Annotated in this window: 15 protein-coding genes; 12 read left to right on the top strand and 3 right to left on the bottom strand. The window is 56.1% G+C overall.

Annotated elements, in window-relative coordinates; all coding sequences use genetic code 11:
* A complete protein-coding gene (bepA, locus tag ACMGGP_RS12740; protein WP_010260049.1) occupies window positions 1-1,464 on the bottom strand; it encodes a beta-barrel assembly-enhancing protease in 1,464 nt (487 codons plus the stop codon).
* Between the two features lie 754 nt (window positions 1,465-2,218).
* Here bepA and ACMGGP_RS12735 point away from each other — a divergent pair.
* From ACMGGP_RS12735 to ACMGGP_RS12695, 9 genes are all read left to right on the top strand, one after another.
* Complete coding sequence (locus ACMGGP_RS12735) at window positions 2,219-2,824, top strand: DsrE family protein (protein ID WP_010671340.1); 606 nt, start codon at window positions 2,219-2,221, stop codon at window positions 2,822-2,824.
* 31 nt (window positions 2,825-2,855) lie between these two features.
* On the top strand, window positions 2,856-3,464 hold the full coding sequence (locus ACMGGP_RS12730; protein WP_010671341.1) for a DsrE family protein: 609 nt from the start codon (window positions 2,856-2,858) through the stop codon (window positions 3,462-3,464).
* Window positions 3,465-3,588: 124 nt separating this feature from the next.
* Window positions 3,589-4,614: a LacI family DNA-binding transcriptional regulator gene (locus ACMGGP_RS12725; protein WP_371006823.1), complete on the top strand. Its 1,026-nt coding sequence runs from the start codon at window positions 3,589-3,591 to the stop codon at window positions 4,612-4,614.
* The gene (locus tag ACMGGP_RS12720) at window positions 4,598-5,620 is read left to right on the top strand and encodes an ABC transporter substrate-binding protein (protein ID WP_033769710.1); all 1,023 of its coding nucleotides are present in this window, start codon (window positions 4,598-4,600) and stop codon (window positions 5,618-5,620) included. The genes ACMGGP_RS12725 and ACMGGP_RS12720 overlap by 17 nt, the downstream gene beginning before the upstream one ends.
* Window positions 5,620-6,495, top strand: a complete 876-nt coding sequence (locus ACMGGP_RS12715; RefSeq protein WP_498798491.1) for an ABC transporter permease — start codon at window positions 5,620-5,622, stop codon at window positions 6,493-6,495. Before ACMGGP_RS12720 ends, ACMGGP_RS12715 begins: the two co-directional genes overlap by 1 nt.
* Window positions 6,492-7,307: an ABC transporter permease gene (locus ACMGGP_RS12710; RefSeq protein WP_022624145.1), complete on the top strand. Its 816-nt coding sequence runs from the start codon at window positions 6,492-6,494 to the stop codon at window positions 7,305-7,307. The genes ACMGGP_RS12715 and ACMGGP_RS12710 overlap by 4 nt, the downstream gene beginning before the upstream one ends.
* The gene (locus ACMGGP_RS12705; protein ID WP_062758785.1) at window positions 7,304-8,287 is read left to right on the top strand and encodes an ABC transporter ATP-binding protein; all 984 of its coding nucleotides are present in this window, start codon (window positions 7,304-7,306) and stop codon (window positions 8,285-8,287) included. Before ACMGGP_RS12710 ends, ACMGGP_RS12705 begins: the two co-directional genes overlap by 4 nt.
* A gap of 10 nt (window positions 8,288-8,297) precedes the next feature.
* On the top strand, window positions 8,298-9,128 hold the full coding sequence (locus ACMGGP_RS12700) for a phosphodiesterase (RefSeq protein WP_022624147.1): 831 nt from the start codon (window positions 8,298-8,300) through the stop codon (window positions 9,126-9,128).
* A gap of 161 nt (window positions 9,129-9,289) precedes the next feature.
* The gene (locus tag ACMGGP_RS12695) at window positions 9,290-10,855 is read left to right on the top strand and encodes a sensor domain-containing diguanylate cyclase (protein WP_010260020.1); all 1,566 of its coding nucleotides are present in this window, start codon (window positions 9,290-9,292) and stop codon (window positions 10,853-10,855) included.
* A gap of 99 nt (window positions 10,856-10,954) precedes the next feature.
* Here the strand turns inward: ACMGGP_RS12695 and bcp are convergent, their stop codons facing one another.
* The gene (gene bcp, locus ACMGGP_RS12690) at window positions 10,955-11,422 is read right to left on the bottom strand and encodes a thioredoxin-dependent thiol peroxidase (RefSeq protein ID WP_010260016.1); all 468 of its coding nucleotides are present in this window, start codon (window positions 11,420-11,422) and stop codon (window positions 10,955-10,957) included.
* A gap of 157 nt (window positions 11,423-11,579) precedes the next feature.
* On the bottom strand, window positions 11,580-12,161 hold the full coding sequence (locus ACMGGP_RS12685; protein ID WP_010260011.1) for a glycine cleavage system transcriptional repressor: 582 nt from the start codon (window positions 12,159-12,161) through the stop codon (window positions 11,580-11,582).
* A 143-nt stretch (window positions 12,162-12,304) separates the two neighbouring features.
* On the opposite strand from ACMGGP_RS12685, the gene dapA reads away from it, so the two are divergent.
* The 3 genes from dapA (at window position 12,305) to purC (ending at window position 15,088) form a co-directional block, all read left to right on the top strand.
* Window positions 12,305-13,183 (top strand): 4-hydroxy-tetrahydrodipicolinate synthase, encoded by an 879-nt coding sequence (gene dapA, locus ACMGGP_RS12680; RefSeq protein ID WP_010260008.1) that lies wholly within the window; start codon window positions 12,305-12,307, stop codon window positions 13,181-13,183.
* Window positions 13,184-13,197: 14 nt separating this feature from the next.
* Window positions 13,198-14,229 (top strand): outer membrane protein assembly factor BamC, encoded by a 1,032-nt coding sequence (gene bamC / locus ACMGGP_RS12675; protein ID WP_010260005.1) that lies wholly within the window; start codon window positions 13,198-13,200, stop codon window positions 14,227-14,229.
* A gap of 145 nt (window positions 14,230-14,374) precedes the next feature.
* A complete protein-coding gene (gene purC / locus ACMGGP_RS12670; protein WP_010260002.1) occupies window positions 14,375-15,088 on the top strand; it encodes a phosphoribosylaminoimidazolesuccinocarboxamide synthase in 714 nt (237 codons plus the stop codon).
* Window positions 15,089-15,163 lie beyond the last annotated feature (75 nt).

Raw genomic sequence — 15,163 nt, 5'->3', positions numbered from 1 at the left:
TCAACCTTTCTGATATTGCTTAAAGCGCTGTTGTAACTGGCGCAGCTGATCGATACGGGCATCGTAGCGCGCCTGTTTCAGGCTGCCGAGCGGCACCTGTGCGCTGGCGCTGCCAAGCGCGGTGATCGCCTGATCGAGCTGGCCATTCAGCGCCAGACTCTCTGCCCGCGCCGATAACTCTTCATCATTCAGTCCCTGCTGTGCAGACGCCTGGGCCAGCAAATCCCAGCCGTTGGGATCATCTTTATTAGCCCAGGTGTAGCGATTCAGAATACGGCTGGCGTTGGCATACTGTTTCGCTTCAACGTAGGCGTTGGCCAGGTTGAGCTGCACCACCGGGCTGTTTTTTGCACTGGTGGCGGCGCTGAGCAGGGCGATCGCCTGTTGTGGCTGATTCAGGCCGATATCGATGTCTGACATAAGATCCAGGAACCAGACGTTATTCGGCTGTTTCGCCAGCAGCGGCGTCATAATCCGCTTCGCATCGGCAAAGCTTTTCGCCTGCAAAAACTGTATGGCTTTGCCATATTGTGACGCCAGCTGCTCACGAGAATTGCCGCTGGCATACTGGCTCAGCAGTTCGTCGGTGAGCTGATTACGCCCGGTGGAGTACATGCCCAGTGAACGCACCTTTGCCAGATAGAAATCTTCTGTAGATTGCACCACCACCGGCCGCATCTGGTTAGCGCGGTTGCGGGCATCCGCCAGACGGCTGTCAGGCAGGGGATGCGTCAGCAGAATTTCAGGAGGCTTCGAAGAGAAGCGGCTCTGATCGGCCAGCTTCTGTAAAAAGTTCGGCATCGCCTGAGGATCAAACCCGGCGCGCTGCAGTACCTGAATTCCGATGCGGTCAGCTTCCTGCTCATTACCCTGGGTAAAACTGATAATCCCCTGCTGAGTTCCCGCCAGAGTGCCGGTCAGTGCTGCCATGCCCGCCTGCGGATTGGCCATCGCCAGCAGAATAGAGCCCAGCGCACCGACCCATGTCAGTGGCGCATTGCGCTTCTGATCTTCCATTGCGCGCGCCAGATGGCGCTGGGTAACGTGTGAGATCTCATGCGCCATTACTGACGCCAGCTGGCTTTCATTTTCGGTATAGCGGAACAGCGCTGAGTGCAGCACCACGTTGCCACCAAAAAAGGCAAAGGCGTTGAGCTCATCGTTCTGAATCAGAAAGAAGTGGAACGGGGTTTTCACTGAGTCGGCGTGCGATACCAGTCGCTGACCCAGCTGATTAATATACTGATTAAGCAGCGGATCGTTGATCAGCGGCGCACTGGCACGCAGCTGGCGTACATAAAAGTCGCCCATCTGCAGTTCCTGATTAATCGACAGCGTCGAACCGGCCGTAGTGCCAATATCGGGAAGTGAATCACTGACATCGGCGTAAGCAGGTGACAGAGTAGTGAAAATGAGCGTCGGAAGGAGCGCGGCGATCAGCGTTTTCTTTAACCGGTTCAACATGCCTTAATCCTGTAGAGAGGCCCTGAAAATGGACAGGTGCGCAGCGGGAATGTTCCATTTTTCGCAGATAACGACGGTTCGTGACTATCTTAACCAGAGCATCAAAAGAATGAAATGTCGTTTTCTGGCAAGCGACCGACGTAATTTGTGCAAGATCGCCCATTTTGACGAAAAAAACTGAACATCCTGCCAACTTAAACCGCGCTTAAACGAATAAAAACCGGCGGAGTATCGCCGGGTTTGTGAGCGGTTAAGTAACGCCTTATTCATTTATTCCCAATGCGCTTCGGCAGAATAAAGCAGAATCTGCTGCCGCGCAGATTTAGCCTGTGAGCGGATTTTTTTAAAGTTATGTAAATTCACTCAAAAAAACTGACTATGGCATGAGTTTTTCCAGGTCTACTCTGAAAAAATAGCCCTCTCTGAGCCGTGAATCTCCTCTTCGCCATTGATAAATTAAATCGTAGCTCCCGCCTTTATCCTGCTTATTCCAGCTACGCCTGGCTGTTATTTATTGCTGTTAATGTCACAGGAAGTGAAAAGAGCACAAAGAGTCAGGTCCATTCTGATTAAGACCTTTTTTTCCTCATAATGAAACTTTTCGATTAATACGGAAGGTGAATAATTTCAGCAGTTATCAGCCGCGCGCTGACCTGAATTTACGCAGGCGAGAATTATGCCTGCGCTGTGATATAGATAGCCGACCTGATTCAGTCCTGAATCTGCCAGACATTATTTGCCGGAGAGAAGTGTTATGCGTTCAGTTGTTTCATACGCGTTAATCGCCATTATTGGCGGAGTCGTTGGCGCGGCTGTCACACAGAGTGGCGAGATTTATGACAAAGTGACACGCCATTTTGCAACCGAGCCACAGGAAGCCCCGGGATTCTGGAGCACACCAGCGATTGAAGGTTACGGCAAAATTCATTATGAGCCCGACGCCGCGTTTAAACCGGTGGCGGGCCTGAGCAATAAAATTGTTTTCCAGATTACCCGAAGCGATGGCGCGATGACCGCGCCCAATCTGGGACTGGAGCGTGTGGCGCGCGTGGTGAATTTATATATCGCCTCCGGCATTCCGGCCGATCAGCTGAAGTTTGTCGTTTCGGTCACCGGCGATGCGACGCCCGCCATGCTGGATAACGCCCATTTTAAAAAGTTTTATGGCATCGAAAATCCAAACCTGAAGCTGATTAATGAGCTGAATCAGGCGGGAGTGAAAGTCTCGGTCTGCGATCAGTCCGTGGCATTCCATCACTATCCTAATAACTGGATTGATAAATCTGTAGTCCATGCGCTTTCCAGTCCGACCACCGTATCAACCCTGCAAAACCAGGGATACGCGTGGCTGGCAATGTAATTAATGTTTTAAACGATCGGGAGAAGAGTTAATGCGTCCAGCAGCTTTAGTGGTGATGGCAGCCGTAGCGGGATTTATCGGAGGCAATGTTTTACAGTTGCCGGAATTATTCGATAAGGTCAGCGGAAAAATGGCGGATAATAAATCCGAACCTGCTGATTTCTGGAGTACGCCAGCGATTGAAGGCTACGGCAAAATACATTATGTCGATACGCCTGCATTTAAACCCGGCACGACAGCGGGCCTGAGTAATAAAATAGTATTTCAGATCAACCGCAGTGAAGGGGATATTCGTAAGCCGAATCTCGGTCTGGAGCGCGTAGCGCGCGTCACCAACCTCTATTATGCGGCAGGTGTGCCACTCGACCAGCTGAAATTTGTGGTATCAATTAACGGCGACGCGGTTTCATCAGCGCTGAATAATGACCAGTTCAGCAAAGCCTACGGCGTCGATAACCCGAACCTGAAGCTGATCAGCGAACTGAAAAAAGCGGGCGTTCAGGTCACTATCTGCGATCAGTCAGTGGCGTTTCATCAGCTTGAGCGCAACTGGATCGACCCGATGGTCACTCATACCATCTCCAGCGGCACCACCGTTGCGACCCTGGAAAACAGCGGTTACGCCTTCCTGATGCTTTAATTCCCCCACAGCGGCGTCACTGCCGCTGTCACCTTCCCGTCAAATTGCTGTGATGTCCCTGTCATAGAACGCCGCTAGTGTTGTCGCAATGAGATCGATCTCATCGACAATAAACGAGGCAGTCATGACCGATTTAATCAGCGTAGCCAGACTGGCAGGGGTCTCCCGCGCAACCGCTGCGCGCGCCTTTTCTGACCCTCATCTGCTAAAACCGGGCACGCTGCAAAAGGTGCTTGCCGCCTCGGAACAGATCGGTTTCCGTCCGAATCATATTGCCCGTCAGCTCCGCACCCAGCACTCCACCACGCTTGGCGTCCTGTTGCCTTCACTGCTCAATCCGGTTTTTGCCATGCAGTTACAGGCGATGGAGCAGCAGGCTTGTCTGGCGGGATATGGGCTGCTGGTAGCAACCAGTGATTATCAGGCTGAGCGGGAAGCGGCCATTGTCGAACATATGCTGCACCAGCGTGTCGCCGGTCTGGTACTGACGGTGGCAGATGCCGACAGCAGTGCGCTGCTGCCGACACTGGCAGCGGCGAAGATGCCCTTCGTGCTGACCCACAACGTTCCGCAACAGCACGAATGGCCCGCGCTGTGCGTAGATAACCGCAAAGCCATTGCCGAAGCGACCGCCCATCTGGTGTCACTGGGCCACCGCCACATCGTGATGGCTGCGGGTCCTATGCAGCAATCTGACCGCGCCCGTCTGCGCTATCTCGGCTACTGCGATGCCATGCAGCAGGCCGGTCTGACGCCGCAGGCGATGATTGAGATGCCCAGCCATATCCAGTCCGATTTCCATCCGCTGCTGCCGCTGATTAATTCACCTTCGCCGCTGACGGCGGTGATTTGCAGTAACGATCTGCTGGCTATCAGCCTGCTGGGCGCCGCTGCGCGTGCCGGCGTCAGCGTTCCGAATCAGCTCTCCGTGGTCGGCTTCGATGGCATTGAGCTGGGCGAACAGCTTTCACCTTCACTGGCCAGCGTGGTGCAGCCGATTGCGCTAATGGGCGCGCGCGCCATTGACCTGCTTCTGAATCCCGTCGGCGGTAAAACCCATCTGCTGGCTCATCATTTACGTTTCGGGGAGAGTGTCGCCCCGGCATTTCATGGCTCTTTTTCAGGGGAACATCATGTCACTCACCGTTAACTTCAAACCTATCGCCAGCGCTGCGCTGCTGGCCGGATGCACGCTTGCCTCATCGTGGGCGCAGGCGGCTGAAAATGCTATCTGCTACAACTGCCCGCCAGAGTGGGCCGACTGGGCGACACAGCTCCAGGCGATCGAAAAAACGACGGGCATTCATGTGCCGCAGGATAATAAAAATTCGGGTCAGGCGCTGGCGCAGCTGGTCGCCGAGAAAAGCAATCCGGTCGCCGACGTGGTCTATTACGGCGTCAGCTTCGGCATTCAGGCAGTCAGTGCAGACGTGGTCAGCGCTTACAAACCGGCAAACTGGGATCAGATCCCGGCAGGCATGAAAGATCCTGCTGGCAAGTGGGTAGCGCTGCACTCCGGTACCATGGGTTTTATGGTCAATGTTGATGCGCTGGGTGGCGCGCCGGTGCCGCGTTCCTGGGATGATCTGCTGAAGCCGGAATATAAAGGCATGGTGGGTTATCTTGATCCGGCCAGCGCCTTTGTGGGCTACGTTGCAGCCGTCGCGGTGAACCAGGCGAAAGGCGGCAGTCTTCATGACTTCACCCCGGCCATCAACTGGTTCAAAGCACTGCAACGCAACCAGCCGATTGTGCCTAAGCAGACCGCCTATGCCCGGCTGATTTCAGGCGAAATCCCGATTCTGATCGACTACGACTTCAATGCCTATCGCGCCCGCTACAAAGATCACGCCAATGTGGAATTTGTGATCCCCAGCGAGGGGACGGTCACGGTGCCTTACGTCATCAGCCTGGTGAAAAATGCGCCGCATCCGGCCAACGGTAAGAAAGTGATCGATTTCGTGCTGTCAGATGCCGGTCAGGCGATCTGGGCTAATGCCTGGCTGCGTCCGGTCCGGGCGGGGGCGATGTCACCCGAAGCGAAGAAATATTTTCTGCCTGACAGCGACTATGCGCGCGCTCACACGGTGGATTATCAGCAGATGGCCGACGCGCAGAAGAGCTTCTCCGCCCGTTATCTGAGCGAGATCCGCTGATGTCACTCTCAGAGATCAATCCGTTTGCTGCTGGCGACTCAGTTCGCCACCGCCTTCGGCCGCTGGGGGCAAACTGGCCGTGGATGCTGCTGCCTGCGCTGCTGTTCTTTGCTGCCTTCTGGCTGTTGCCGTTTGCTCGTCTGTTGCAGATCGGTATGACGGAAGATCGTACAACTCACCACAGCGGCTACTGGACGGTAATCAGCCAGCCGCAATATCTGCAAAGCCTGCTGAATACCGTGCTGCTCTCGGCGGCGGTCACGCTGGTGACGCTGCTGATTGCTGCGGTGGTCGGCTGCTTTCTGGCACGGCAGCGCTTTACCGGGCGAGGCACGCTGCTGGCGCTGCTGACCTTTCCGCTGGCCTTTCCGGGCGTGGTGGTGGGATTTCTGATGGTCATGCTGGCGGGGCGTCAGGGTGTTCTGGCGCAACTCAGTCTCAGTCTGTTTCATGAGCGCTGGGTCCTTGCTTATTCGCTCAGCGGTTTATTTATTGGCTATCTCTATTTTTCGCTGCCGCGCGCCATCGTGACGCTGGTGGCGGCCAGTGAAAAGCTGGACCGTTCGCTGGAAGAGGCCGCCCGATCGCTGGGTGCCAGCCAGTGGCGCATCATCAATGACGTCATCATTCCTGGCCTGAAACCGGCGCTGCTCTCCTGCGGCGCGCTCTGTTTCGCCACCAGCATGGGCGCCTTTGGCACCGCATTTACCCTTGGCACAGAGCTCGCGGTGCTGCCGCTGACCATTTATGGTGAGTTCACTAATTACGCCAACTTTGCCACCGCAGCGGCGCTTTCGGTGGTGATGGGGGCGGTGGCCTGGCTGGCGCTGATGCTGGCGAACGGACTGGCTGCCCGCCGTAAGGAGAAGACATGAAACGCCGGGGGCTGTTCTGGCTGCAGGTGGTGATCACCAGCCTCACCGCGCTGTTTATGATTGTGCCGGTTGTGCTCTCGATGCTGGCGGGCGTCACGCAGAACTATTTCACTGGCCTGCGCAGCGGCCTGACGCTGAAGTGGGTGGAACAGGTGTGGCAGATGTATGCCGACACCTTCTGGCTGTCGCTGCTGATCGCTCTGAGTTGTCTGGCGGTGACGGTTATCGCTGGCGTGCCGGCCGCCTGGGGCTTACTGAAATCACCGTCACGCTGGGCCAGCCGCATTGAGGAGTGCCTGATGCTGCCAGTCGCATTGCCGGGCCTGGCCACCGCACTGGGCATCATTCTGCTCTATGGTCAGTTCAGCGCGTTGCGCGACAGCTGGCTCTTCATCCTGATCGGCCATGTGCTCTTTACCTTGCCCTTTATGATCCGACCGGTGCTGTCGGTGATGCAGGCGATTGATCTGCCGCGCCTTGAAGAAGCCGCCGCCAGCCTGGGGGCGGGCTTCTGGCGCCGCTTCTTTACCGTGGTCGTCCCGAACTGCCGCAACGGCATTCTGGCGGGCGCATTTATGGTGATCACCCTGTCGGTGGGGGAGTTCAACATTACCTGGATGCTGCACACGCCACTGACCAAAACCCTGCCGGTCGGTCTGGCCGACAGCTACACCTCGATGCGGCTGGAAGTCGGGTCCGCCTATACCCTGATCTTTATTATGATGATTTTACCGCTGCTGCTGTTGCTCAACGCCTGTAATCACTGGCTGGAACGGCAATCTTCGCGGCAGCAGAGAGAGGAAACCGTATGAATGAGGCCGTCAACGTGACGCTGAGCCACTGCTCGCGTCGCTTTAATCAGCAGGTCGCGCTGCATCCGCTCGACCTGCGGGTTCACGCCGGTGAAACACTGGTATTGCTGGGGCCGTCAGGCTGTGGCAAAACCACGCTGCTGCGTATTATCAGCGGTCTGGATAGCAGCGATCCCCCGGGAGAGATCTGGTTTGACAAGCGTAACGTCACCGCGCTGCCGATTGAGAAACGCAATGTTGGCATGGTGTTTCAGAACTACGCGCTGTTCCCGACGCTCAACGTGGCGCAGAACGTCGCCTATGGTCTGAAGGTGCAGGGCGTGCCACGTGCCGAGCGTGATGCGCGGGTCGCGGAGATGCTGGCACTGGTTGACCTGACACATCTGTCCCACCGGGCGATTGATAAATTGTCCGGCGGGCAGAAGCAGCGGGTGGCGCTGGCACGTGCGCTGGCCGCCCGGCCTAAAGTCCTGTTGTTCGATGAGCCGCTGGCGGCGCTTGACGCCAGGCTGCGCGATCGACTACGGCTGGAGATCGGCGCGCTGCTCAAGCGGCTGGCGATCACCGCGGTTTACGTCACCCACGATCAGCAGGAGGCGATGGCGCTGGGCGATCGCATCGCGGTGATGGAGCAGGGCCGTCTGGTGCAGCTCGATACTCCGCAGGGAATTTATCAGCGCCCGGCCTCCCGCTTTGTAGCGGATTTTGTGGGCGCCATAAACTGCATTGCGCACGATCCCGACGGTCATCCCCTGCGTTTTTGCCGCCCGGAAGATGTGCTGCTGGCCGACGACACCCGCTATGCCCAGCGCGGTGTGGTGGTGGGCAGTACATTTCTTGGCGCCTCGCAGCGCTTACTGATCGATATCGGGCTGGATAACCCCATTCAGGTCGAGCGTCATGCCCGCGAAATCTGGCAGGCGGGACAGCGCATCAGCTGGTCGCTGACCCGCCAGGCCGCGCTGGAATTTAGTTGCTAAGGAGTCTGTTGTGTCTGTTCAACCCACGGTCATCGCGCAAATCAGCGATCTGCATATCAAGGCTTTTGGTCGTCTCTCTTATAAACAGGTCGATACCCATGCCGCTTTACTGCAGGTTATCGATACCCTTAACGCGCTGCAGCCGCGCCCCGATGTGGTGGTGATTACCGGCGACCTGGTCGATTTTGGCAGGCCGGAAGAGTATCAGACGCTGCGCGAAGCCCTGCAGCGCCTCCAGTTGCCCTTTTATCTGATGGCGGGCAATCACGACGATCGCGAGGCACTGCGTGCTGCCTTCCCGGATCACACCTACCTGCAAGCGGGGCCGACCCTGAACTGGCAGCTTAGCGTGGGCGGCGTCAGGCTGCTGGCCCTGGACTCCAGCGTACCGCAACAGCCGTGGGGGGAGGTGGATGAGCAGCAGTTGCAATGGCTGGATCAGGCACTGCGCGAGGCCGCGGATCAGCCCACGCTGGTGATGCTGCATCATCCCCCTTTTGCCTGTGGCATTGCGCATATGGATCGGCAACGGTTACGCCATCCTGAGGCACTTGAGGCGATCATTGTCCGCCATCCGCAGGTTGAGCGGGTGCTTTGTGGTCATCTGCATCGCAGCCTGCAGACCCGCTTTGCCGGAACCCTGGCCTGTGTCGCACCCGGCGTGTCGCATCAGGTGGCTCTGGATCTGCATCCGGAGGGGCCGGCTCACTTTATTCTGGAGCCGCCCGGCTTTTTGCTCCATTGCTGGCAGCCAGTGCAGGGAATGGTCACGCATCAGTGCGCGATTGGCCACTTTTCGGGACCCTGGCCATTTTACGATAGTCAGGGGTTAATCGATTAGTGCCAGCTAAATCTGTATTAAGCGGGGTGATATTTGTCTTAATGCTGCTCAAAAATGCCGACACAGTGTAGACTTAAGCCCGGCTATCAGGGCTTCTGGCACACATTAAAAAAATAATCAGGCATTCACGACATGACACTCTTCTCCGGGGCGGCGACGCCATGTTAAAGCTCTTTCGGCCCAAGGCCGACTTGCGCAATCTGATCGCCCTGCTGGTGATTGTCAGCATTGTTATCACGCTCGCGAATACGCTCTACGCCACCTGGCGGGTGCAGCGCCAGGTGCTGATTGACACCACGCTTGAGGCTAACCGGGCCTATGCCGCCAAGCTGGCTTCAACCAGTGAAATCTTTTTTCAGCTGGCGCAGTCACAGTTGCACTACAGCGCCAATCAGCTAAGCCGTGACTTTAATAATGAAGGACTGCTGAATAGCGAAGTCAATCGTCTGCGTGAGCAGACCACCAGTTTCAACTCGGTAGCCGTGGTGGATGAGCAGGGCGCGATCAAAGCGATCTCGCCTGAATCCCTGACGCTGAAAGGGATGCGTGTCACCAGCGACGCCTCCCGCGAAGCGCTGACGCTGCGGCAGCCGATCATCAGTAAACCGACCCTTTCTGCAGCCAATAATCTGCTGGTATTTGTCTCCTGGCCAATCTGGAGTCCCGATGGCGACTATCTGGGCTACATCGGCGGCACGATCTATCTGAAGAAAAAAAGCATTCTGAATGCGCTACTGGGTGAACAATTCTACCGCGATGGCACCACGGTCTATGTGCTCGACAGTAATAATGAGGTGTTGTATCACCAGAATCGTCAGCTGATTGGTAAAGTTCTGCCCGCCATCGTCAGTCCGCGTGACGAGCAGACCAATGGCTCGCTGATGCTTGCGGGTGCAGGTGAGTCGACGCAGCTGGCGGGCTATGCCGTCGTCCCGACCACCGGCTGGACGGTGGTGGCGCTGAAGCCGATTAACGTCACGCTGAACCCGCTTTCAGGCCTGTTAATGAAAGTCCTGAAGAACTCGGTGCCGTTCGCACTGCTGACCCTGCTGGTTGCGTTAGGGCTGGCACGGCTGATTGCCCGACCACTGTTCCAGCTGGCCCGCAAAGCCAGCCGGATGGATGCGCAGGGCGTATCAAAAGAGATTGGCGGCATCAGTGCCTGGTATTTTGAGGCGGCGCAGGTCAAGCGCGCGCTGCTCACCGGCATCGGACTGGTGCAGGACAAAATCGGTCGTCTGAGTTCGGAAGCCCAGACCGACCCCCTGACTCAGTTGCTGAATCGCCGTGGTCTTAATGCGGTACTGGAGTACTACCGCACGCTACGCCAGCCTTTCTCGGTGCTGGCGCTGGATATCGATCACTTTAAAAACGTCAACGATAGCTGGGGCCACGATGTGGGCGACCGGGTGATTCAGCAGGTGGCGAGCACGCTGCGTGCCAGCGCCCGTCAGTCTGATGTGGTGTGCCGCAACGGCGGAGAGGAGTTTCTGATGCTGCTGCCGGGAACGGCGCTGGATGAGGCGCAGATTATCGCCGAGCGCGTGCGACTGGGTATTGCAGAAGCCTGGCTCACCGACGTGGGACGCATTACCTTGTCTATCGGCGTCGCGGCCTGGAATGGTTCGCAGGATGTCGGGCTGGAAGGCAGTTTAAAACAGGCGGATGCGGCACTCTATGAGGCGAAAAATGCCGGGCGCAACTGCGTTATCGTGGCCGCCGCGTAATCGCGTTAACTCACAGTGTTTCGCAACGGCAGGATAAAAATGGGTGGGGAAGGGGAAGTTAAGCAGGGCGCGGCGTTAAGGCTACCGCGCCCCTCAACATCAGGCTGACTTGACGTAATCCAGCACCATGTCGTGGTGATTCGAGGTCTTGAAGTTATCAAACACTTTTTCGATCCTGCCCTCAGCATCTATCAGGAAGCTGATGCGATGAATGCCGTCATAGGTTTTCCCCATAAACGTTTTTTCACCCCAGACGCCAAACGCCTGGCAGACTTCATGGTTTTCATCGGAGAGCAGGGTAAAGTTCAGCAGCTCTTTTTCGACAAACTTTGACAGTTTTTCCGGTTTGTCGGTGCTGATGCCCAGCACTTCCACGCCCGCTTTTTTCAACTCATCCATGTTGTCACGCAGACCGCACGCCTGCACGGTGCAGCCTGGTGTCATCGCTTTCGGGTAAAAGTACACCAGAACGCGCTGTCCCTGGAAGTCGGTCAGATTCACGTGTTCGCCGTCCTGATCGGGCAGGCTAAATGCGGGTGCAGTATCTCCGGCTTTCAGTGGATTCATTACATCTCTCCATTTTCTTATTCAGGCTGTGGGTAATACACCATCCGGTCAGAAACGGCCAGAGGGAAAATTACCATCAGGGGGTATTTCACCACATAGCCGGTCACCTTTCAGTGGCAGTAATGTGGAGAAATAACTCCGGTTAATTGACCAAAGCTTAGCGTACCGCGCTGACAGATTCGCTGCTGTCGGCATCTGACACACTGTAAAGGCGCAGCGTTCCCTGAGCATTCAGCTCCTGACACAGGGTATTAAACGCCTGCTCAAACGGGGTGCCACTGGTTCGCGTCGGACTGTGAGCGGTCATTTGAATATAGAGCGTAGGGGGCAAATTGTGTTGCGCTGGTGTAATGCGCGACACCAGTTCGGCCACATTCATCTGATGCTTATCGATAAGATCGGTAAAGCGTTCAATAATATGCGGCGAATCAGCCACCTCAACCTGAATGAACGCGGTGTCGGGCATCGGCGGACGGAGCCGGGCATTGGTGCGCTTCATGACGATCAGCAGTTCCAGCTCTGCCCCTTTCAGTGGCAGGGTCGATTCAATCAGTGTGATCGCGTTCCAGCTGCCCGACAGCAGCATGATAAAGGTGAACTCATCCCCAAGCATGGCAAGACGGCTATCTTCAATATTGCAACCGCAGCTGCTGACGTGTCGGGTAATGGTGTTGACGATACCCGGACGGTCAACACCGAGCGCGGTGATCACCAGATGATGGGGCTGAGATTGCGGCAAAATGGCTTTTCCTCTGCTTTCGCTAATAACCATAAGGTAAACATAAAAAAAACTGCTGACAAGCGCGGGAATGGCGTGGCTGGCTTGCTTTTCCCTAAGTGTAAAACGTACCATGAAGCACTTGTTTGTCGAGGGGATCGCCAATGTTTACGGGAAGTATTGTTGCACTCGTTACGCCAATGGATGACAGCGGTAATGTCTGCCGGTCGAGTCTGAAAAAACTGATTGATTATCACGTCGCCAGCGGCACCGCGGCGATCGTTTCCGTCGGCACCACAGGCGAATCTGCTACCCTGAGCCATGAAGAACATGGTGATGTGGTGATGCTGACCCTGGAGCTGGCCGATGGCCGTATTCCGGTGATTGCCGGAACCGGGGCAAACGCCACCGCTGAAGGCATCTCTCTGACTAAGCGTTTTGAAAATTCCGGCGTTGTGGGTTGCCTGACCGTGACCCCATATTACAACCGTCCGACGCAGGAAGGGCTGTTCCAGCACTTTAAAGCGATTGCGAATAGCACCAGCCTGCCACAGATGCTGTATAACGTTCCCTCGCGTACCGGTTGTGACATGCTGCCGGAAACCGTTGCCCGCCTGGCCGAAATCAAAAATATTATCGGAATCAAAGAGGCAACCGGGAACTTATCGCGGGTTAGTCAGATCCAAGAGCTGGTTAATGAAGATTTCATTCTGGTGAGTGGCGATGACGCGACTGCGCTGGACTTTATGCAACTGGGCGGCAAAGGCGTTATTTCGGTGACGGCCAACGTGGCTGCGCGCGAAATGGTCGAACTGTGTCAACTCGCACAGCAGGGCAATTTCGTCGAGGCACGCCGCCTGAATCAGCGTCTGATGCATCTGCACCAGACGCTTTTCTGTGAACCCAATCCTATCCCGGTGAAATGGGCTGCGAAACAGCTAGGATTAATCGCTAACGACACGCTGCGTCTGCCAATGACGCCACTGACTGCAGCCGGCCAGCCGAAAGTGGAGCAGGCGCTGGTGAAAGCGGGTTTGCGATAATTTAGGGAGTTTGAATGAATTACTCAGTAAAGCGGTCAACAGTAGCCACAGTGGTGGGGCTTTCTACCCTGATGCTGTTGTCGGCCTGTTCAAGCGATCAGCGTTATAAGCGCCAGGTCAGCGGTGACGAATCTTATCTTGAAGCCAGTCAGTTAAATGAACTGAAAGCGCCTGCCGGAATGATCCTGCCGGTGCAGCGTGGTGATTTCGACGTGCCGCGCACGACCAGTCAGGCACCCACCGGCAAGCAGCTCGACATCCGTCCGCCAGCCCAGCCGCTGGCGCTGATGAACGGCACCCGCGCACAGTTCAGCAACAATACCGGCGCGCTGATGATTGATAACAGCCGCGGCTCAGTCTGGTCGCAGGTCGTCAACGTGGTGCAGTCTTACAAATTCCCGATTGCTTCCCGTAATGACGCAGGCCAGCAGCTGACGACGGACTGGGTGCAGTGGAACCGTGCTGATGAAGATCAGCAGTATCGTGGCCGCTACCAGATCAGCGTGCAGTCGCAGAGCTATCAGCAGCAGTTAACCGTTCGTCTGCTGGAGCTGCAGCAGGATGGTAAAACCATTACCTCACCTGTGCAGATCCAGCGTTACACCGCGCAGATGCTGAATGACATCAGCACCGGTATGGACAAGATTGATACGGCGAGTGAAAACGCGGCCTCTGGTCGGGTGAATGGGGCCATTGATGTGCAGAGCGGTGCAGATGATACCGGCCTGCCACTGCTGATCCTGCGTACGCCATACAACGTGGCATGGCAGCGTCTGCCTGATGCAATGAAACGCGTCGGGATGGAAGTGACCGACACGACCCGCTCAACCGGCAGCATGAAGGTGACCTACAAGTCACTGAGCAGCAGCGACTGGGATTCAGTCGGTGCGAAAGATCCGGAATTACCAAACGGTGATTACAAAGTGCAGGTCGGCGATCTCGACAACCGCACCAGTCTGCAATTCATCGACCCGAAAGGGCATGTGCTGACCCAGTCGCAGAACGATGCGCTGGTGGCCGTGTTCCAGGCGGCGCTGAACAAATAAAGTTGCCCCAGGCCGGAGATTCTCCGGCCTTTTTATTTTGTTTTTGGCATAATAGCGCGCGGCGAAGTAAACGATTGCGTCAAGGCAATCGCCGCAGCGGCACTGGCCGCTGAACACCCGTTATTTCAAGTCTGGAGTGAACAAGATGCAAAAGCGAGCTGAGTTGTATCGCGGTAAAGCGAAAACCGTATACAGCACCGATAACCCGGATCTGCTGATACTCGAATTCCGCAACGATACGTCAGCAGGTGATGGCGCCCGAATCGAGCAATTTGATCGCAAGGGAATGGTTAACAACAAGTTTAACCATTTTATCATGACTAAGTTGCAGGAAGCGGGTATCCCGACCCAGATGGAAGCGCTGCTGTCAGATACTGAAGCGCTGGTGAAGAAGCTGGAGATGGTGCCGGTAGAGTGCGTGGTACGTAACCGCGCCGCAGGCTCGCTGGTAAAACGTCTGGGCGTGGAAGAGGGCATTGTGCTCAATCCGCCGCTGTTTGATCTTTTCCTGAAAGATGATGCAAAGCATGACCCGATGGTCAATGAATCCTACTGCGAAACCTTTGGCTGGGTCAGCAAACAGAACCTGGCGCGGATGCAGGAGCTGACCTTTAAAGCCAACGAGGTGCTGAGCAAACTGTTCGACGATGCGGGCCTGATTCTGGTCGACTTCAAACTGGAGTTTGGTCTGTTTAACGGCGAAGTGACGCTGGGCGATGAGTTTTCGCCAGACGGTGCGCGCCTGTGGGATAAAGAGACGCTGGATAAAATGGATAAAGACCGTTTCCGCCAGAGTCTGGGCGGCGTGGTGGAAGCCTATGAAGCGGTTGCACAGCGGCTGGGCGTGAAGCTCGACTGAGTTTGCCTGCCGCGCAGAAAGAAAAAGGAGAGCCCCGGCTCTCCTTTTTTCATTTCAGGGTAAAGCTGGTGATTG

Origin of the sequence: Curtobacterium sp. BNK-1 (assembly GCF_048685235.1) — a bacterium.
GTDB classification, from domain to species: Bacteria; Pseudomonadota; Gammaproteobacteria; order Enterobacterales; family Enterobacteriaceae; genus Pantoea; species Pantoea agglomerans.
This window is presented reverse-complemented; position numbering and strand designations above follow the sequence as displayed.